Raw genomic sequence first — 19,500 nt, forward strand, 5'->3', positions numbered from 1 at the left:
GGCATCAGCCCCTGGGGAATTCACCGCCGTCCACGACGAGGCTGCTCCCGGTCAGCCAGCTCGCCCGGTCGGACAGGAGGAACAGCACCGCGTGGGCGATGTCGTCGGGCCGGCCGTCACGCCCCAGAGGAGGCGTGGTGGTGTCCTGGCCCGGCCCCTGGTCCATGCGCGCCCACCGCTCCCGCGTCCGCTCGCCGCCTGGCGTCGCGGTCCGGCCCGGCAGGACGGTGTTGACCCGGACGCCGAACGGGGCCAACTCCGCGGCCATGCCCCGGCTGTAGGCCTCCAGCGCCGCCTTCGCCGCCACGTAGTGCAGGAACGGCGGCGCCACGGTGGGCACCGCGGCCGAGGAGACGTGCACGATCGCCCCCGCACCCCGCTCCCGCATCCCCGGCGCCAGCAAGGCGTCCAGCCGCACCGAGGCGAGGAAGTTCAGGTCCAGGGCGTTTCGCCACTCCTCGTCGGGAATGGCCAACGCGCCCTGGAACGGATCCGCCCCGCCCGCGTTGTGGACCAGGATGTCCACCCCGCCGAGGCGCTCCCGCACGGCCGAGGCGAGGGCTTCCGCGCCGACTCGGGTGCGCACGTCGGCCGCCACGAAACCGGCCCCCTCGGGCGTCGTGCCCGCCGCCGACCTGGCCGTGGTGAGCACCTCGGCGCCCGCGGCGAGGAGTTGGCGCACGACGGCCGCGCCGATGCCGCGCGTACCACCCGTCACCAGGGCCCGCTTTCCCTTCAGTTCCCCCGCACTCGCTCCGTTCTCGATCGTCGTCATGCCACCGGTCCTCTCAAAAATGCGTATACGTAATGGTCAACTGCTCTGCGGAGAAGCACCCGTTGAGCGGTTTCACCGTACGTACGGGAAAGAACGCGCGGCAAAGACGAAATATCAGCAGCCGCCATAGGGAATCCCTATGGGGCAGCGGCGACGGAATGTCCGGGCGTCGGAACCCCACACGCCACACGCGTCTCAGAACCGGCGTTTCGGCCAACCGCCGTCGCCCCACGACGTGCCCCGGTCCGGCGGTCGCGCGTGCGAGCCCTTGCGGTTCAAGGGGCGTGGCACGTCCGAATTCGCGCGCGTTCGATTCCTTGGTCGCGTCGTTATGCCATGCACTGCCGGGCCGTCCAGGTGCGGCATCGATCTCTGGGAGGGATGCAGGTGACTGCTGCCGACGCCGCGACCACGAACGGGGAGATGCCACCCCCGCCTCCCCCCGCCCACCTCTCCTTCGAGGGGAAGTACGCCAAGAACCCGCTGGCGGAGGCCAGTTTCAAGAAGATGTGCGGGCGGCTCCCCTCGGTGCTGCGGCAGACCGCGCGCATGGCCTGGGGCGTGGACCGCACCGCCGTGGTGCTCCTGCTCGCCTGTCAGGTGCTCACCGGCGCGTCGGCCGCCCTGCTCCTCGCGTTCACCGCGAAGGCCATGACCCACATCCTGGGCAGCGGGCAGGTGTCCGAACGCCTGCACGCCGCGCTGCCCGCACTCGTCGTCGTCGCGGCGGCCGCGAGCGCGGGCCGCGTCAGCGGCGCCCTGTCCTCCTACGCCGACGGAAGGATCACGCCGCTCCTGATGACGGAGGCGGACGTCGCCCTCGTCTCCGCGGTGTGCCGGGTCGAGGCCGCCACGTACGGGGAGGACGGGTTCTCCGACCGGCAGGAGGCGGCCGAGGTCGGCGTCACGCGCACGCGGCTGATGGTCCAGGACGCCCAGCGGTTCATGGCGTCCCTGGTCCGCATGATCGCGGCGGGCGGTGTGATCACGTTGCTGCACTGGATGATGCTGCCCCTGCTCCTGCTCGCCGTGCTCCCGGCCGGCCTGGGTGCCGTCCTGACCGCCCGCGTCGACTACGAGACCCACTACGCCAACGTCGGCGACCGCAACGTACGCGGCATGATGCGGTGGTGGGCGACCTTCCCCCGGCACGGGGACGAGGTCCGCGCCAACGGCATGACCGGCTACGTCATCTACTGGTACCGGGCCCTGTCCGAGCGCATCGACGAGCGCACCCTGACCGCCGCGCCCCGCATGCTGCGCATCGTCCTGGCGACCAGCGCCCTCGGCGGGGTCTTCCTGCTCGGCACGTGGGCCACCCTCGCGTGGCTGGCGACGACCGGCCGTGTCGCGCTTCCGGTGGCGGCCACCGCGGTGGTCGCCGTGCAGACGACCCTGGCCGCGCTGTCGCAGTTCGTCGTCTACGGCGCCGCGCTGTTCCACACGTCGCTGTACCTCGCCGACATGCGGTCCTTCCTGGACATGGCCACCGAACGCGCCCCCAAACGCGGCGATTTGACCCTGCCCGACCAGGTGGAGGAGATCCGCCTCGACGAGGTCGTGTACAAGTACCCCGGCAAGAGCGAGCCCGCCGTCGACGGCGTCTCGCTCACCCTGCGCCGCGGTGAGATCCTGGCCGTCGTCGGTGAGAACGGGTCCGGGAAGTCCACCCTCGCCAAGCTGATCACCGGGATCCTGCTCGCCGACAAGGGGCGTGTGTGCTGGGACGGCGTCGACCTGGCCGACGCCGCCCCCGACTCGGTGTGGTCACGGACCGCGCTCGTCCCGCAGAACTTCGCCTGCTGGCCGCTGCGGGCCCGCGAGAACGTCACCCTGGGCCAGCCCAAGACCTTCGACGACGACCTGGTGTGGCAGGCCGTCGACGCGGTGGGGATGCGGGAGGCGATCGAGAAGCTGCCCAAGCAGCTCGACACGCTGCTGGCCCGTGAGCTCTTCGGCGGCGCCGAGCTGTCCGGAGGCCAGTGGCAACGACTCGTCTGCGCAAGGGCCCTGTACCGCCGCACCCCCTTGCTGATCCTGGACGAGCCGACCTCCCAGATGGACCCGCGCGGAGAACACCAGATCTTCCTGGAGATCAAGCGCATCGCCGCCGCCCGCATGACGATCGTCGTCACCCACCAACTGGAGAACACGCGACTCGCCGACCGCATCCTCGTCATGGACCGGGGCCGAGTCATCGAGCAGGGAACGTACGAGGACCTGGAGAACGCCGGTGGTCTGTTCGCGGAACTCGTGGCCTTGTCCAAGGACCGGTGAGTTGCCGCTCGGCGCCTGTCGGTGACCTGGCCCCCGTGCCGGCCCGCGCCCTATCGTGGACCAATGCTCAGCCATCAAGAGTGGCTCTTGGTCAAGCTTTTGAATGCGGGATCTGTCGAACAGATCGTGACTGTCGTCGAAAACTTCCCCGAAACAATGGCCCCGGAATTCGAGCGGTTGGTCACCGGGGTGGGACAGACGGCGGCAGCTCAGGGAGACGTCCGCCTGGTGGTTGCTCTGGAGCAAGTGAGCCAGGTGTTACGGGCGTTACGGGGGCAGACCATCGTTGGCGCCGATACGTCGCTCATGGAGATGCTGACGAGCTCACCGCATGCGTCGGTGCTGGTGAACATGGCCGACCAGGCCGACTGGAGCGCATGGCACATGCTCCTGGGCAGTCACCCCGAACTCTTCGGGAGTGAGTTCCCCGAGCAATTGGAGGCGATCCGGTCCCATGTGCACGAGGAAGACGCGTGGGTGCTGGAAACACTCGTCGAGTTCCTCACGGAATGCCGGGCCACCGGTGTGGACGCGGCCGTCGCCCGGTGGCAGACGTCCGCGCACGTGGGTGCCGGCGCCGCGCTGCCGTCCGAGTACCAGCTCTTGGCGGCGGCCCGCCTCGCCGACCTCGTCGGCGACCGCGAGGACCCGGCCGCGGCGTCGGCCCTCGGCACTCTGGGCATCCTGCTCATGCGACGGCAGCTCGGGGACCGGGACGAGAACCTCCGGCAGTCCAGGGAACTGCTGGAGGCGGCAGTCGAACTGGCTTCGGCGCACGGCGATGTGCCGTCCAGGGCCCAGTACCAACAGGCGCTCGCGCATGTCGTCATGCTCGGCGAGAACAACGCCGTAAGGTCGCTGGAGATCTGTGAGGCGGCCCTGGACGGCTGGCGCAGAGAAGACGACCCGGAGCTGTGGGGGCTCGTCATGACGAGCCGCGCGAACTGCTTCGTGGGACTGCGTCGGTACGACGAGGCGATCGCGGGCTATCGGGCCTCGCTGTCCGTCTTCGGGCGCGAGTCGAGCCCGAAGCGCTGGGCCATCTCGACCTACGGTCTAGGCGGCGCGTACGTGAGCCGCGGGCTGCGGGGCGGCAGTGCCGACGACTTCGAGCAAGGCTTGGCCGCCCTCGAGGAAGTGGCAGGGCTGCGGAGCCGTGAACAGGACGAGATGCGCTGGGCGATGACCGAGGACGGGCTCGGCTGGTGCCGTCTGCTCCGGCTCAGGCCGGCGGAGCGCGCCGCCGACCTGGACCGCGCCATCGGCCACTTCACCGCGGCGTTGGGGGTCTTCCCGCCGGATCGGCCGGAGCACGCACACAGCCAACACGGCCTGGGCCGGGCGTATTTCGCACGTTTCCAACTGGCCGGAACCCCGACCGACCTCGAGGCGAGCAGGACGGCCCTGGAAGCGGCGCTGGACACCGCCGATGTGGACGACCGTCGCAACGTGCACCACCACCTCGCCGAGGTCCTCCTGCGTCTGGGCACCACCGACCCCGGCGCCCAGGAGGCCGCCGTCGAGCACCAGAGGTCGGCCCTCGCCCTGGTGTCCGTCGACGACGACCCGCAGGCCTGGGCGGACGAAGCGATGGCCCTTGCCTCGACACTGCTCGCCCACGGGAGCCCCACGCAGGCCGACGGCCACGAACAGGCCGTTCAGCTTCTGATGGCCGCACTCCCCGTCCTGGGATCGGGACCACAGCTGGCCCGTGCCCTCGTCACGCTCGGAATCGCCTGGGCCCAGCACCCGTTCGGTGGCTTCGAGGAGCTGGCGACACAGGCTCTGGAGAGTGCGCTCACGGAGATCACCAGGGAGGACGAGCCGGAGCTGTGGTCGCACGTCCAATCCTCGCTCGCCGCGTGGGTCATCGACCGGGAATCCGGCTCGAAGGTCGGGGACGAGGCCAGGCAGGCACGCTATGCGGAGGTCCTCGGCCGTCTCGACGAAGCGCTGGAGAGCGCCACATCCCCCGAGGGCACCGCCCGCGTGAAAGCGATCATCGGTGAGGCGCATCTGACCTATGGGCACCGGGAGGCCGCGATCGCGCCGCTCGAGGAGGCCAGGGACGCCTGCAAAGAGCTGGGCCGCGCCGACGACTTCGCCCGTGTCCAACTGCGGCTGGCCCGCGCCTACGGCCCGGCCGACCCCCGTTCTTTCCGGGCCGCTCTCACCTCCCGCAGACTCACCCCCATGGAGGTGTCGCCACGTGAGTTCGGCATCGCCAGTGAGTGGCTGGCCCACGCCCATCTGAGCCAGGGCGATCAGGAGCGGGCGGGCCACGCCTACCGCGCCGTGGTCACCGCCCGCCGCTACGCGTTGCGCGCCGCGCGGCTGCCCACCGACCAGGAGATGGTGCGCGGCTGGTTCCGCGAGAACGTGGCCGAGGAGGCCGGCCTGTGCTTCGCCCGGGCGGCAGAGCGGACGGTGGACGAGGGCGAACGACAGCGGCTGCTGACGCTCGCGGTCGAAAGCACCGAGGCGGGCAGGCTGAACGGCTTCCCGGAGTACGCGGCCACGCACCTCGCTCTGCTGGCGACGCACGACCCCGGCCTGCACCAGGAGTACACGGACGCGACCGCACGGTTCCAGGCCGCGGGGCGCGCCGATCGCACCTCCCTGACCGGCTCCTCCCTCGGGACCGAACCCATTGCCGTCATCCGTGACGCCGAGAAGTGGCTCGCCGACCGGGAAGAGGCACGCGCGGCATGGGCCCGGTACAAGGACGTCCTGGCCCGCATCCAGGACCGCACCGGCCTGGACCTGGCGGTCGAGCCGCTGACGCTCGCGGAGATCGCCGCTCTGCTGGACGACCGAGCCGCCATCGCGTACGTCATGTGCGACGACGACGGCGCCAACGGGACGGACCGTCCGCTGATTCTGCTCGTCCTTCCCGATGGAACGGTCCGGATGCGTTGGTGCTCCGGCGGATTGGCCGAGATCTACGGCGTCGGTGCCTGGCTCCCGAACCAATTCGCGCCGGAGTTCGTGCCACTGCTCCGCCGAGCGCTCGACAAGGCGTTCCCCGTCATCGGTGAGTTGGTGTGCGGGCCGCTGGCCGAGGAGCTGAGAGACGCGGACATCGCGCGGGTCCATCTCGTCGCCTGCGGGATCCTCAACACCTTTCCCCTGCATGCCTGCGCGGTCGACGAGGCGCAACAGACACCCCTCAGTGAAGAGTTCGCCACCTCCTACCTGCCCTCCGCGGCCGTACTCCGTTCCCTGCGGGCCCGCTCACATCGAACGGGCCGCGACCGCATGGTCACCGTCACCAACCCCTTGCCCAACCCCAAGCCCCTCCCCCATGCCGCGACCCAGCGGGCCGAGGTGGCCAAGGCGGCCCACGCCGGTGGCGCCGCCCTGGTCGAACTCCCCGAGCACGCCGCGACCGGCGACGCCGTACGCACCGCCATCGCCGACGCCACCCATGTGGACTTCGCCTGTCACGGCCGGATTCATCACCTGTACGCCCTCGACTCCGGCATCGAACTGTCCGACGGGCCGATGATGGTGCGCGACCTCCTCGACACCCGGCTGCTGGACGGCGTGGCCCTGGTGACGCTCACCTCCTGCCAGAGCGCCGTTCCCGCCGGAGTCCCGTTCAAGGACGAACCCTTCTCGCTGGCGACGGGGTTCCTCATCGCCGGTGCCCAGGCCGTGCTCGGCACCCTGTGGCGCGTGGACGACCTGGCGACCGCACTGTACGTCGGCCGGTTCTACCACCACCTCCTGGTGGACCGTCACCCGTCGGCGACCGCACTGGGGCAGGCCCAGCGGTGGCTGCGCGAACTGACCCTCGCCGACGTCGCAGCCGAGCTGGGCGACGAGACACCGCCGGCCCCGCTGTGGGCGGCCGTCAGGCCGTTCGACCATTCCCTCTACTGGGCCCCTTTCGTGCTCACCGCCGACTGACCCATGATGGCCGTGTGCCCTCTCCCCGCACGGTGACCGACGCATGCGGCAAGGCCGCCCCAGTACTCACGGACGGCATGAGCCCGAACGAAGCCCTCGGTGTTCTCTCCCCCGGTCGGCCGGCCGTCCTCGGTGACCCGGCACGGGGCGTCATCACAGGGGTCGTACGGTACGAACGGCTGGCCGCCCTCAAAGAGGGAACGCCCCTCGCCGAGGCGGCCGAGTCCGCGCTCCTGGTACCCGCGCACCTCACTCTGGAACAGGCCTTCCACGTCCTGCTCGCCCACTCCGAGATGCGCTGGCTGGTGTCCGAGGCCGGAGGTCTGCTGGCCCGGGCGGAGCTGGTGCCGCCGCCCCTCGAACGTTTCGCGGGAGCCGCGGCCGACCGGGGCGGTCTGCCGGGCGATCCGGTCGCGCCGGCCAGCGGGCTGACCTACCGCTGCCCGGCGGAGCCCGGTGAGCATGTCTTCCCGCCGTCACGCATCGAGGTGTGGACCACCGACCTGCGGGCCCGCTGTCCGCTCGACGGCAGGCTGATGACCGCTTTCCTCCCTCCTGCCGACGATCAGGAGTGATGTGCTCGGCGCCTTCGTCAACCGCTTCGGGAGCCTGCTGGATCGCCGGTTCCTGCTGGGGAGTTGGTTCCCTTCCCTCTGCGGGGCGCTGCTGCTCTGCGGTGCCTACGCGCTGGCCCGTGGCCGGCGAACGACCGTCGAGGAATGGACCGGGCTGGGGGCCGTCGCCCAGACCTGGCTGGGCATCGCCGCGGTCGCGGGGGTCACGCTGATCGCGTTCCTCCTCCATGTGGCCCCGGTGGTCCGCTTGTTCGAGGGCTATCCGCTGCCCTCCAGGATCAAGGAATGGGGCCGGTCGCGGCAGACGCGTCGCCGCGACCGGCTCTCCGAAGGCGCATCGCTGCGCGCCTACCCGCGCAACAGCCGGCTGATCCGCCCCACCCGCCTGGGAAACCTGCTCACCGCCGCCGAGGAGCACTCCTATCAGCGCTACCGGATCGACGCGGTGATCTGGTGGCCGAGGTTCACTCCCGTCCTGCCCCAGGCGTTCCGGGACCAACTGGACGAGGCGCTCCTGCCGTTGACCTCGCTGACGAGCCTCACGCTGTCCCTCGCCGTCAGCGGCGGCACCGGCACCGCCTTCCTCGCCGCCTCCGGCCGCTGGACCGCGGCCGCGGTCCTCGGCACGTCCGCCACGCTGGTCGCCGTCGTGACGTACCGCGCCGCGCTGGCGCAGGCCGGACAGTACGCGGAGTGCGTCCGCACCACCTTCGACCTCTACCGCCATGATGTCCTCACGGCGATGCGGATCGCGCCGCCGGACGACCTGGTGGCGGAACGGCGGCAATGGGAGCAACTCACCCAGTGGCTCTACCGCGGCGAACCACCCGCGGATCCGCTGCGGTACACCCATCCGTCCGAGCCCGTGCCGTGCCGGCGAGAAGGTGTTCCTGGCCCGGAGGCGCGCGGGCAGTGAGCGCCGCGGCACTCCGCGGGACCTCAGCCCAACGCGTCCCTGCCGCAAGCGCCGTGCGCCGTGCCGAGGATCCGCGACGCCTGCTTCCCGGTCAGGCCGAGTTCCTTCTTGGTCTCGATGGCCTGGTCGACGAGGTCCTGCCCGCGGGCGACGCAGAGTGCGTCGCCATGGGCGACGAGCACGTCGTCGCTGATGCGGTCCAGATCGGGGTAGTGCTTCCTGATCGTCCTGAGGTAGAACGCGGCCGACAGCTTCGTCAGCCCGCGCGCTTCGTCGGCGGCCGCCGACGGGCTCTGGGACGGGGCCGCCGAGGCGGACGCGGAAGGCGTCGTCGAGGCACTCGCCCCGCGGTCACCGGACGAGCCGCATGCCGAGGCGCCGAAGGCGGCGAACGCGAGACAGGCGGCGAGCAGGGGCAGACGCTTGTGCATGAATCTCCTGGTACATGAGTGAACCTGGTGATTCTGCCCCATGCCCGGTCTGCCCCACGACCACGTTTCGCCCGAAAGTCAGCAGGTCACAGGCCGGAGCTCACTTCTTCGGATCCCTGAAGCGGCCGAACGCCTTGGTCAATGCGCTCAGCGGGGAGCCTTCCGGCTTGGCCGTCCCCGGTGCCGTCAGTACGCCGTCGCCGCCCGTCACCTCGGCCAGCGCCGCCTGGGCCGCCTCGGCTGCCTCCTGGTACAGGTCACGGGACTTCGTCATGGCGTCGAGCGCCTCGGCGTACTTGGTGACCATGTCCTGGGCGTGGGCCAGTTCCTCGTCCGGGGTGAGCAGGTGCCAGCCCTGGCGCAGCCGCGTCAGGGCCGGTTCGGCGTCGGCCGGCAGGGGGCGCGGCAGTGCGGCGAACTCCTTGATCCTGTCCAGGAGTTCGGTGGGTTCCGAGCCGTCCAGGAAGACGCTGCGCACCGCGAAACGGTCCGCGTCGTACCCCTGCGTCTGCGGATCCGTCGGCAGGACGACGGCTCCGCCGCGCGGCATCCGCACGCCGAGCACCCGCTTCATCGCGAAGTCGGCGATCTGCGCCTGGTCCGGCGTGCCCCGGTGCTCGACCACCCGGTGCCGCAGGCTCGGCGGCAGGAACGCCGAGAGGGGCTGCTGCCCCTTCGCGTCCGGCGTCATCGCCTCGTGCACCACGACATGGATGTACCAGCTCTGCCGGGTGCAGTCCCGCAGCCGCTGGCGCAGCTCGTCGTCGTCCTTCGGCAGGTGGTTCGTCGTCCGCAGGCGCACGCCGGGCACGGTGTCGTGGTCCCAGGGGACGCGGTCGCTGTCGGGCCAGAACATGGTGGCGGGCGAGGGCCAGTGCGCGTCCCACGCCCGCTCCGCCTCGGCGACGAGGACCCAGGTGACGCCGTCGCCTTCCTTGCGGCGGGTCTCGGGGTCGTACGTGGTGAGCTGGGCGCGCACCGTGACGTCGTCGGCCACGCGCCAGCGGGCCTCGAGGACGCGGCGGGCCGTCGGACCGGGGTCGGCGGACTCGTCGCGCGGGTGCAGGACGGTGGACCGTGCCGCCTCGACGGGGTCGAGGTCCAGGAACTCGTCCAACACCCCCGCCGCCTTGAGGGCGATCAGGTTGCGTCGGACGTCCTGCTCGGGCTCGGGCCCGAGGTGGCGCCCGCGCCCGAGCCACACGGTGTCGGGGACGGTGATCGTGGAGGTGCTGTTCTTGGCCATGGAGTCGTTCTGTCGGTGGTCGGGGCCCGACCAGTATGGTCCGTGAACCTGTCGATCACAGCGGTACCCCGCCCATCTGTTTCCCCACGCCCTGCACGCAATACGCACGTCTCGGGACGCGACGGACATGATCACGGCCCCGGCGCGGACCCGCGCCCGCGCCGTGGGAGCGGGGCGGGGCAGGATGGCCGCGTGGCTCATTTGCTGTGGGACGACGTCAAGTGCCTCTTCTCTGCCGACCTGATCGGGACGCTCCCGGACGTGTGCGTCCCGGGGACCTCGGTGGACGACTGGCAGGCGGTCCTCGATCTCGTCGAGGTCAACGGCTGGGAGTACCAGTACTCCGAAGGAGACACGGTGCTCGCGCTGCCTCGGGCGGAGTCGGTGCTGTCCCTGCCGGACGACGCCGAGTGCCCGCAGCTCCGGGTCCGGCCGTCCGCCGACGTACTGGCGATCTTCCGGTTCCGCGCGGCCGAGGAGATCGACTTCGACGTCGACCTGCGGGAGATCCAGGGCCAGCAGCGACTCGACGTCTTCTGCGGCTTCCTCTCGGCGATCGGCCGACGCCTGGGCAAGCCGGTGCTGATGGATGCCGAGGGCGGTGACGGCACCCGCCCCGTCCTCGGATTCGCCCCCGCGAGCGACCAGGTGGTGGTCCTCGCCGACCTCCCTTGTCACACAGGTGCCAAGAACCCCTCCAGGGATACGCATCCCCACACGTAGTGAGCCGTCGAATCCTCAACTACGGTGCCCAGGCTCCGACTGTGAAGACCCGCCCGATCGGACCCTGCCCGGAGGAGAACGCTCATGCGGATGCCCGCACAGCATCGCACCGCGGCGGCCCTTGCCGCCGTCACCGCAATCGCCGCCCTCGGCCTCGGCGCGGGACCGGCCGCCGCCGACACCGCCGACGCCACGGAGCCGCTGCGCTACGTCGCCCTCGGCGACAGCTACAGCGCGGGGTCCGGCGTGCTCCCCCTGGATCCCCAGGCGCCCTTGCTGTGCGCCCGTACGTCGAAGAACTACCCGCGCCTCCTCGCCGCCTCGCTCGGCGCGAAGCTCACGGACGTCACCTGCGGCGGCGCCCAGACCAAGGACTTCACCACGTCCCAGTACCCGGGCGTGGCCCCGCAGTTCGACGCCCTCAAGAGCGACACGGAGCTGGTGACGCTCACCATCGGCGGCAACGACAACAACACCTTCATCGGCGCCATCCTCGCCTGCGGCAGCGCCGGCATCGTCACGGGCGGCAAGGGCAGCCCGTGCAAGAACATCTACGGCAACACCTTCAAGGACCAGGTCGAGTCGAAGACGTACCCGGCGATCAGGACCGCCCTCAACCAGATCAAGGCCAGATCCCCGAAGGCGAAGGTCGCGATCCTCGGCTACCCGTGGATCACTCCCGCGAAGGCCGTACCGGGCTGCTTCGCCAAGCTGCCCGTCGCGGAGGGGGACATCCCTTATCTGCGCGATCTGCAGGCGCACTTGAACGGCGCGGCGCAGCGGGCCGCAGGGGAGACCGGCGCGACGTTCGTCGACATGGCCGCCGCGTCCGACGCGCACGACGCGTGCCGCCCGGCCGACCAGCGGTGGATCGAGCCGGTCCTGTTCGGCACGAACTTCGTTCCCGTGCATCCCAACGCCGCCGGTGAGGCGGGCATGGCCGAGCAGACGCAGAAGGTTCTGAACCTTCCCTGACCTGCGACCCTGGTCAGGTGATCGGGATCAAGACCAGGAAAGACCGCCCCTCGCGGACGAACGGCGTCGTGCGCGCCAAAGTCGCCGTCGCGCTGCTCCTCGCCCTCGCCGCCTGCTCGTCAGGCGGCGAGGGCGAGGAGGGCGGCGAAGCCGAACGGATCCGGCAGCCGCCCGTCGACGCCTCCTTCGACTACCAGCTCGGCGGCCCCTACCCGCCCCCGTCGAAGGTGCGCGCCGTCTCGCGCGACCGCACCGCCGAACCCGTCCGGGGCCTCTACAACATCTGCTACGTCAACGCCTTCCAGGCCCAGCCCGGCAAGGACGCCGCGCGCTGGTGGGAGCGCGAGCACCCCGAGCTGATCCTCCGCGACGACGAGGGGGAGCCGGTCGTCGACGAGGACTGGCAGGAGCCCCTGCTGGACATCTCCACCGCCGAGAAGCGCACGCGGCTCGCCGCGATCGTCGGCAAGTGGATCGACGGCTGTGCCGAGTCCGGCTTCGACGCGGTCGAGCCCGACAACCTCGACTCCTACGAGCGCTCCGACGGCCGCCTCACCCCCGACGACGCGGCGGCCTTCGCCGAGCTCCTGGCGCGCCGCGCCCACGACCGGGGCCTGGCCATCGCCCAGAAGAACACCACCGACCTCCTCGGTCGGCACGACCGGATCGGCTTCGACTTCGCCGTGACCGAGGAGTGCGCCGCCTACAAGGAGTGCTCCGACTTCAGGTCCGCGTACGACGGGAAGGTCTTCGACGTCGAGTACGAGAAGAAGGACTTCGACGCCGCCTGCCGCACCTGGGGCAAGGGCCTGTCCATCACCCTGCGCGACCGTGACGTGCGCCCCGCCGACGAGGACGGATACGTGTACCGGCACTGCTGACACCGGCCGACGGCAGTGGCACGGCCTCAGGCGGCCACCGCGCGGCGGGGGCGGGTGACCAGCTCGCCCCCGCAGTTGGGGCAGACGTCCCGCATGGCGTCGGCACACGGCACGCAGAAGGTGCACTCGTAGGAACAGATGCGGGCGGGCGCGTCGTGCGGCAGGGCCGCTTCCTCGCACCGCTCGCAGCGGTCGCGCATCTCCAGAGCCATTGATCGTCCTCTCCAAGCCCTCTCGGATCCAGACCTCCATCCTCCGTGTCCGCCGCCTGCCGGAAAGCGTCCGGGAGAGCCAGAGATCTTTACGATCGGGCCACCTCACCGCGCCTCCTGCCACACGTGCCCGTCCAGTCCCTCCCCCGCCAGCCACCCCCGCAGCTCCATGACGTCGGCGCCGTCCAGGAGTTCGGGGTCCACGGTCGTCCGCAGCTGGTGCGCCACTCCGGAGTCCCGCAGGAGCCGCAGGCTGCGCAGCGCGGGCGGCGCGCTGTTGCGGGCGCCGGTGACACGGTCGTACGCGTCCGGGGCCGCCTCGACGTCGCAGTCCACCCAGTCGAGCAGTCCGGCTTCCAGGAGCGCGGCGAAGCGGCGCGGGAAGGCGCCGCCCGTGTGCAGCCCGACACCGAACCCGAGCGCGCGCACCTCGCGCATGGCCCGCGCGAGTCCGGCCTGCAGCAGCGGTTCGCAGCCGGAGAACACCACGCCGTCCAACAGCCCGGGGTTGTGGCAGTAGCCGCAGCGCCACGGGCAGCCCTGGCAGAACACGGTGGTGGTCAGCATCCCCGGCCAGTCGCAGCTGGAAAGGCGCGCCCAGCCGCCGACGCGCATCACGCCGCCGCTTCCCGGAAGTGCACGCGTTCGGCGTGCTCGCCCTTCTTGCCGACGTTGAAGGACGTCACGGGCCGGTGGTAGCCCATGACCCGCGTCCAGACCTCGCATGTGCCGCCGCAGCTCGGGCAGTTGGCCTGCTCGCCCGCGAGGTAGCCGTGGCCGGGACAGATCGAGAAGGTCGGGGTCACGGCCAGGCAGGGCAGCGAGAAGCGTTCCAGCGAGCGCCGCACGAGGGCGCGGCAGGCCCGGGCGTCGGAGATCCGCTCGGACATGTGGAGGTGCAGGACGGTGCCGCCGGTGTACTTGGTCTGCAGTTCGTCCTGCGCCTCCAGCGCCTGGAACGGGTCGCCGGTCCAACCGACGGGCAGCTGTGTGGAGTTGGTGCAGTAGGGGTGCTCGTCCGTGCCGGCCTGGAGGATCGCGGGGAAGCGGCGCCTGTCCTCCCTGGCGAACCGGTAGGTGGTGCCCTCGGCCGGGGTCGCCTCCAGGTTGCAGAGGTGGCCGGTCCGGTCCTGGACTCCACCATCCGTGCGGGAGGCTGTCGGCAGGTGTCGGGCTCGGGCCGCTGTGCGGCCGCTCACCGTTGCGGGGCAGCCCCGGGTTCGCACCGGGTTCCCTGTTGCCTCGGCGGCCGTCCGATGACGTCCGCCGAACCGACTGGCGAAACACTACATCTGGCGGAATGGCCGACATGCCGGGCACGACATGGTGGGTGACGTTCGGCCTCAAGGGCGGGGCTTTGGGACCGGCGGACTCCCGCCGACCCCTTGCCGCAGATACGCGGCCTCCGACCCGAGCCTTATTGCACATATATTGCAGTTGCAGCAATAACGCAGAAGGAGATGTGCAGTGGGCGGACCTGTGGTCCTGGGAATCGAGTCGTCCTGCGACGAGACCGGCGCGGGGATCGTGCGCGACGGCGAGCTGATCGCGCACGTGGTGGCGTCGAGCATGGACGAGCACGCGCGGTTCGGCGGGGTCGTGCCGGAGATCGCGGCCCGCGCCCATCTGCACTCCTTCAACCCCGTCGTGCGCGAGGCCCTGGACCAGGCGGGCCTGCGCCTCGCCCAGATCGACGCGGTCGCCGTCACCACGGGGCCCGGCCTCTCGGGCGCGCTGCAGGTGGGCCTGGCCGGCGCCAAGACCCTCGCCTACGCCGCCGACGTCCCGCTGTACGGGGTGCACCACCTGGCCGGGCACGTCGCCGCGGACACCCTCGAACACGGCCCGCTGCCCGAGCCGTGCGTGGTGCTGATCGTCTCGGGCGGCCACACCTCGCTGCTCCTCGTGCGGGACCTGGTGCGCGAGCCGATCCTGCACCTGGGCGACACCCTGGACGACGCCGCCGGCGAGTGCTTCGACAAGGTCGCAAGGATCCTCGGCCTGCCCTACCCGGGCGGCCCCGCGATCGACCGCGCGGCACGGGACGGCGACCCGAAGGCCGTGGCCTTCCCCCGCCCGCTCACCCGGCCCGGCGACGATCCGTACGCCTTCTCCTTCTCCGGGCTCAAGACGGCCGCGGCGCGCTGGGTGGAGCAGCACCGCCTGCGCGGCGCGGAGCCGTCGGTCGCCGACGGCGCCGCCGCGCTCCAGGAGGCCGTCGCGGACGTGCTGACCCGCAAGGCCCTCGCGGCCTGCCGCGCGTACGACGTGCGGACGCTGATCGTGGTGGGCGGCGTGGCGGCGAACTCGCGGGTGCGGGCCCTGGCGGAGGAGCGGTGCGCCGCGGCCGGGCTCGAACTGCGCGTGCCGCCCATGACGTTGTGCACCGACAACGGCGCGATGATCGCGGCCGTCGGCGACCAGCTCGTGCGCGCCGGTGCCGAGCCCGCGCCGCTGAACGTGTCCATCGACCCGTCGGCGCCACTGGAGTACGCCTCGCTGACCCCACTGGCCCGTCCCGCCGCCCCTCTCCCCGTCTGAGCATCGCCCGGTGAGAACGACCCTCTGACGCACCGACCCACGGAGCAGACCCACCTTGCGTACCGCCGACATCCGCAGCCGCTTCCTCGACTTCTTCGCCGCGCGCGGCCACACGGTCGTGCCCAGCGCTCCACTGCCCACCCCGGACCCGACCCTGCTGTTCGTCAACGCGGGCATGGTGCCGTTCAAGCCGTACCTCACCGGGGAGCAGCAGGCGCCGTGGCCGCGCGCCACCAGCGTGCAGAAGTGCATCCGCACCCTGGACATCGAAGAGGTCGGCAAGACCACGCGGCACGGCTCGTTCTTCCAGATGAACGGCAACTTCTCCCTCGGCGACTACTTCAAGGAGGAGGCGATCGCCTACGCCTGGGAGCTGTCCACCGCGGCGCGGAACGAGAGCGGTTACGGGCTCGATCCGGAGCGGATCTGGGTGACCGTCCACCACTCCGACGCCGACGCCCGCGCGATCTGGCGCGAGGTGGCAGGGCTGCCCGACGAGCGGATCGTGGCGCGGGGCGACGAGGACAACTTCTGGTCCATGGGGGTGCCGGGGCCCTGCGGGCCGTGCTCGGAGCTGTACTACGACCGCGGCCCCGCGCTCGGCCGCGAGGGCGGGCCCGCGGTCGACGAGGACCGGTACATGGAGTTCTGGAACCTCGTCTTCATGCAGTACGAGCGCGGCGAGGGGCCCGGCAAGTCCGGCTATCCGATCCTGGGCGAGCTGCCCCGCCGCAACATCGACACCGGCATGGGCCTGGAGCGGATGGCGACGCTCCTGCAGGGCAAGGACAACCTCTACGAGATCGACGAGACGCGCCCCGTCCTCGACCGCGCGGCCGAGATCGCCGGCGTCCGCTACGGCGCCGATCCGCAGTCCGACGTGCGGCTCCGCGTGGTCGCCGACCACGTGCGCACCGCCCTCATGCTGCTCGCCGACGGCACCGCCCCGGGCAACGAGGGGCGCGGCTACGTCCTGCGGCGCATCCTGCGGCGCTCGGTGCGGGCCATGCGTCAGCTCGGCTTCCACGATCCCGCGCTGCCCGAGTTGTTGACCGTGGCGCGTGACTGCATGGCGCCCGGCTACCCCGAGGTGACCGACGGCTTCGCCCGCATCGCCGACCAGGCGTACGGCGAGGAGGACGCCTTCCGCGCCACCCTCAAGCAGGGCACCACCGTGCTGGACACGGCGGTCGCCAAGGTCAAGGAGGACGGCGGCCGTTCGCTGCCCGGCGCGCAGGCGTTCCTGCTCCACGACACCTACGGCTTCCCCATCGACCTCACCCTGGAGATGGCCGCCGAGCAGGGCGTCGAGGTCGACCGCGAGGGCTTCACCGCGCTGATGAACGAGCAGCGGGAGCGGGCCCGCGCCGACGCGCGCGCCCGCAAGTCCGGTGGCGCGACGGACACGTCGGCGCTGCGGGCCGTCCTGGACGCGCACGGCCCGACCGACTGGCGGGCCTGGGAGACGCTGACGACCGAGTCGTCGGTCCTCGCCGTGCTCGGGGCCGAGGGCACGGTTCCGGTGGCGCGCGAGGGCGAGCTCGCCACCGTGGTCCTGGACCGCTCCCCCTTCTACGCCGAGTCGGGCGGCCAGGACAGCGACGCGGGCCGGATCTCCGGGGCGTCCGGGGAGGCCGAGGTCATCGACGTCCAGCGGCCGCTGCCCGGTCTCGTGGTGCACCGGGTGCGGGTGACCGCCGGTGCACTCGCCGTCGGGGACCCCGTGGTCGCCGCCGTCGACCCCGAGTGGCGGCTCGGTGCCCGGCAGGCCCACTCCGGCACCCACGTCCTGCACGCCGCCCTGCGCGAGGTGCTCGGCCCCACCGCCCTGCAGTCCGGCTCCTACAACCGGCCGGGCTACCTCCGCCTGGACTTCCCCTGGCGCGGCGCCCTCTCCGCGGCCGTCCGGGGCGACGTCGAGGAGGCCGCCAACCGCGCGCTGCGCCGTGACCTGCCGGTCGGCGTGCGCTGGATGACGCTGCCCGAGGCCAAGGAGATCGGCGCGCTCGCCCTCTTCGACGAGACGTACGGCGAGAAGGTGCGGGTCGTCGAGATCGGCGGGGCCTGGTCGCGCGAGCTGTGCGGCGGCACCCACGTCGAGCGCGCCGCGCAGATCGGCACGGTCGCCCTGACCGCCGAGTCCTCGGTCGGCGCGGGGATGCGCCGTCTGGAGGCGGCTGTCGGCATCGAGGGCTTCGGCTATCTGGCCCGTGAGCGGGACCTGGTGTCCCGGATCGCCGAGCAGCTGGGCGCGCCGCGCGCCGAGCTGCCCGAGAGGATCGCGGGCCTGCTCGACCGGCTCAAGGCCGCCGACCGGGAGAACGCCCGCCTCAAGGACCGCGCCACGGCGGCCCGCGCGGGCGACCTGGCGGGCCGCGCCGTCGAGGCGGGCGGCACGCTGGTGGTCACCGAGACCGTGGACGGCACGGCCGCCGAGGCCCGCGCCCTGGCACTGGCGGTCCGCGACCGCCTCCCGCACGAACGCCCCGGCGTGGTGGCCGTCGCCAACACCGCGGGCGGCCTCGTCCTGACCGTCAACGCCCCGGCCCGCGCGGCGGGCCTCGCCGCGGGCGCCATGGTCGAGCAGCTCCTCGCGGGCCGGGGCGGCGGCTCCCCGGAGATCGCCCAGGGCGGCGGCGTCGCCCCCGCGGACCTGAAGACGATCCTGACGGACCTGCCGGGCTTCGTCGCCGGGCGCTGAGCCCGGGACGGCGGACGGCGGCCGTCGCCGCCCGTGCGGACCGGCCCGTCCTGACCCGCGTCGGCACGCGGCGGCACGCGGCGGGCGTCGAGGCCGTCGAAGAGATCTCCGCATCGCCTCGTCCGCCGGCCCCGAAGCCGTCGGAGGGGAGCTCGTGGCCTCCGCCACGTGCTCCCCTCTCGGATCTCCCCTCTCGGATCTCCCCTCTCGGATCTCCCCTCTCGAACCGGCTCCGGGCCTCAGTCCGTCGCCGTGAGCGGCGCGTACGCGTCGGGGCGGCGGGTGGCCAGGAACGGGAACAGCTCCAGCCAGTCGCGGCGGGCGTCGAGGTCCAGGTCGGCCACCAGGACCGCGGGCTCGTCGCGCGGGGCCTGGGCGAGGACGCGGCCGTAGGGGTCGACGATGAACGAGCTGCCGTAGAAGGTCAGGCCGTTCTCGGCGCCGATGCGGTTCGGCACGATCATGAAGGTGGCGTTGGCGATGGCGTTGCCGGTGATGACCTTCTGCCAGATCGGCTGGGTGTCGAAGCCGGGGTGGCCGGGCTCGGAGCCGATGGCGGTCGGGTAGACGAGGACGTCGGCACCGGCCAGGGAGTACGCGCGGGCCAGCTCCGGGAACCACTGGTCCCAGCAGGTCGGCAGGCCGAAGTTCGCCTCGTCGACCTTCACCAGCGGGAAGGCGTCCTCGGCCGGGCCCTGACGGAACCAGTGGTCCTCGTAGTAGCCCTCGGAGACCGGGATGTGGGTCTTGCGGGTCCGCTGGGCGAGGGTGCCGTCGGGGGCGACGAGGATCGCCGTGTTGTAGCCGAGGCCGTCGTCCTCGCCGCCGGGCGCCGCGGCCTTCTCGTACAGCGAGGCATGGACGTACACGCCGTGCTCGCGGGCGGCCTCCGCGGCGAAGGTGAAGGTCGGCCCCGTCGTCAGGTCCTCGGGCTCGGCGGGCGCCGGGTGGTCGGCCTTGCGGACGACCGCGAAGTACGGGGACAGCGTCAACTCCTGCAGGCACACCACCCGCGCGCCCTCGGCCGCCGCGAGCCGGATCCCTTCGAGCAGGCCCGCGCGGTGCTCGGCGGGGTCGCGGTGCCAGCGCTGCTGCACGGCGGCGACGCGCAGCGGGGCCCGTTCGGCGGGGCGGGTCCGGGTCGGGGACGCGGGCGGGTTGTACGCGGTGATCAGACGCATGGCGATTCCAGACGGGTACGGGGAGGGGGCGGCACGGCACCGGGCCGCGCCGTCGTGGGGGCGTGTTACGGCACCACCCAAGTAAGAAGAGTGGGCCGCGAAGCAGCCATGCGGCACCGCGAACACAAAAAATAAAAAAAAATAAAAACCCACA

16 protein-coding genes and 1 riboswitch are annotated in these 19,500 nt (G+C 71.8%); of the genes, 9 read left to right on the plus strand and 7 right to left on the minus strand.

Going from position 1 to position 19,500, the window contains the following annotated elements; translation table 11 throughout:
• Nucleotides 1-4 precede the first annotated feature (4 nt).
• Complete coding sequence (locus ACZ4D5_RS12740) at nucleotides 5-775, minus strand: SDR family oxidoreductase (protein WP_467772361.1); 771 nt, start codon at nucleotides 773-775, stop codon at nucleotides 5-7.
• A 381-nt stretch (nucleotides 776-1,156) separates the two neighbouring features.
• On the opposite strand from ACZ4D5_RS12740, the gene ACZ4D5_RS12745 reads away from it, so the two are divergent.
• The 4 genes from ACZ4D5_RS12745 (at nucleotide 1,157) to ACZ4D5_RS12760 (ending at nucleotide 8,455) form a co-directional block, all read left to right on the plus strand.
• Nucleotides 1,157-3,052, plus strand: coding sequence for an ATP-binding cassette domain-containing protein (locus tag ACZ4D5_RS12745; RefSeq protein WP_467772362.1), 1,896 nt, complete (start codon nucleotides 1,157-1,159; stop codon nucleotides 3,050-3,052).
• A 306-nt stretch (nucleotides 3,053-3,358) separates the two neighbouring features.
• Nucleotides 3,359-6,964 (plus strand): CHAT domain-containing protein, encoded by a 3,606-nt coding sequence (locus ACZ4D5_RS12750; protein WP_467772363.1) that lies wholly within the window; start codon nucleotides 3,359-3,361, stop codon nucleotides 6,962-6,964.
• Between the two features lie 77 nt (nucleotides 6,965-7,041).
• Nucleotides 7,042-7,539 carry a hypothetical protein gene (locus ACZ4D5_RS12755; RefSeq protein ID WP_467772364.1) on the plus strand — a complete coding sequence of 166 codons (498 nt, stop codon included), beginning with the start codon at nucleotides 7,042-7,044 and terminating at the stop codon, nucleotides 7,537-7,539.
• 1 nt (nucleotide 7,540) lies between these two features.
• Nucleotides 7,541-8,455, plus strand: coding sequence for a hypothetical protein (locus tag ACZ4D5_RS12760; RefSeq protein WP_467772365.1), 915 nt, complete (start codon nucleotides 7,541-7,543; stop codon nucleotides 8,453-8,455).
• A 23-nt stretch (nucleotides 8,456-8,478) separates the two neighbouring features.
• On the opposite strand, the gene ACZ4D5_RS12765 is transcribed toward ACZ4D5_RS12760, so the two are convergent.
• Nucleotides 8,479-8,886 carry a hypothetical protein gene (locus tag ACZ4D5_RS12765; RefSeq protein WP_467772366.1) on the minus strand — a complete coding sequence of 136 codons (408 nt, stop codon included), beginning with the start codon at nucleotides 8,884-8,886 and terminating at the stop codon, nucleotides 8,479-8,481.
• Between the two features lie 100 nt (nucleotides 8,887-8,986).
• Complete coding sequence (locus ACZ4D5_RS12770; RefSeq protein ID WP_467772367.1) at nucleotides 8,987-10,132, minus strand: hypothetical protein; 1,146 nt, start codon at nucleotides 10,130-10,132, stop codon at nucleotides 8,987-8,989.
• A 192-nt stretch (nucleotides 10,133-10,324) separates the two neighbouring features.
• Between ACZ4D5_RS12770 and ACZ4D5_RS12775 the strand changes: the two genes are divergently transcribed.
• The 3 genes from ACZ4D5_RS12775 (at nucleotide 10,325) to ACZ4D5_RS12785 (ending at nucleotide 12,711) form a co-directional block, all read left to right on the plus strand.
• Nucleotides 10,325-10,855: a hypothetical protein gene (locus ACZ4D5_RS12775; protein ID WP_467772368.1), complete on the plus strand. Its 531-nt coding sequence runs from the start codon at nucleotides 10,325-10,327 to the stop codon at nucleotides 10,853-10,855.
• 84 nt (nucleotides 10,856-10,939) lie between these two features.
• A complete protein-coding gene (locus ACZ4D5_RS12780; RefSeq protein WP_467772369.1) occupies nucleotides 10,940-11,830 on the plus strand; it encodes an SGNH/GDSL hydrolase family protein in 891 nt (296 codons plus the stop codon).
• A gap of 17 nt (nucleotides 11,831-11,847) precedes the next feature.
• Nucleotides 11,848-12,711 carry an endo alpha-1,4 polygalactosaminidase gene (locus tag ACZ4D5_RS12785; RefSeq protein WP_467772370.1) on the plus strand — a complete coding sequence of 288 codons (864 nt, stop codon included), beginning with the start codon at nucleotides 11,848-11,850 and terminating at the stop codon, nucleotides 12,709-12,711.
• A 26-nt stretch (nucleotides 12,712-12,737) separates the two neighbouring features.
• On the opposite strand, the gene ACZ4D5_RS12790 is transcribed toward ACZ4D5_RS12785, so the two are convergent.
• The 3 genes from ACZ4D5_RS12790 to nrdD form a co-directional block, all read right to left on the minus strand.
• Nucleotides 12,738-12,923 carry a DUF1272 domain-containing protein gene (locus ACZ4D5_RS12790; protein ID WP_467772371.1) on the minus strand — a complete coding sequence of 62 codons (186 nt, stop codon included), beginning with the start codon at nucleotides 12,921-12,923 and terminating at the stop codon, nucleotides 12,738-12,740.
• Nucleotides 12,924-13,028: 105 nt separating this feature from the next.
• Nucleotides 13,029-13,538, minus strand: coding sequence for a radical SAM protein (locus tag ACZ4D5_RS12795; protein WP_467773011.1), 510 nt, complete (start codon nucleotides 13,536-13,538; stop codon nucleotides 13,029-13,031).
• Nucleotides 13,538-14,089, minus strand: coding sequence for an anaerobic ribonucleoside-triphosphate reductase (nrdD, locus tag ACZ4D5_RS12800; RefSeq protein ID WP_467773012.1), 552 nt, complete (start codon nucleotides 14,087-14,089; stop codon nucleotides 13,538-13,540). The genes ACZ4D5_RS12795 and nrdD overlap by 1 nt, the downstream gene beginning before the upstream one ends.
• A riboswitch (cobalamin riboswitch) is annotated at nucleotides 14,068-14,214 on the minus strand. It overlaps the preceding gene by 22 nt.
• 188 nt (nucleotides 14,215-14,402) lie before the next feature.
• Between nrdD and tsaD the strand changes: the two genes are divergently transcribed.
• Nucleotides 14,403-15,464 carry a tRNA (adenosine(37)-N6)-threonylcarbamoyltransferase complex transferase subunit TsaD gene (gene tsaD, locus ACZ4D5_RS12805; RefSeq protein ID WP_467773013.1) on the plus strand — a complete coding sequence of 354 codons (1,062 nt, stop codon included), beginning with the start codon at nucleotides 14,403-14,405 and terminating at the stop codon, nucleotides 15,462-15,464.
• A 55-nt stretch (nucleotides 15,465-15,519) separates the two neighbouring features.
• Complete coding sequence (alaS, locus tag ACZ4D5_RS12810) at nucleotides 15,520-18,165, plus strand: alanine--tRNA ligase (protein WP_467772372.1); 2,646 nt, start codon at nucleotides 15,520-15,522, stop codon at nucleotides 18,163-18,165.
• Nucleotides 18,166-18,404: 239 nt separating this feature from the next.
• Here alaS and ACZ4D5_RS12815 read toward each other — a convergent pair whose 3' ends face one another.
• Nucleotides 18,405-19,346, minus strand: a complete 942-nt coding sequence (locus ACZ4D5_RS12815) for a carbon-nitrogen hydrolase (RefSeq protein ID WP_467772373.1) — start codon at nucleotides 19,344-19,346, stop codon at nucleotides 18,405-18,407.
• Nucleotides 19,347-19,500: the final 154 nt, after the last annotated feature.

The organism is Streptomyces sp. NPDC025651 (assembly GCF_055558735.1).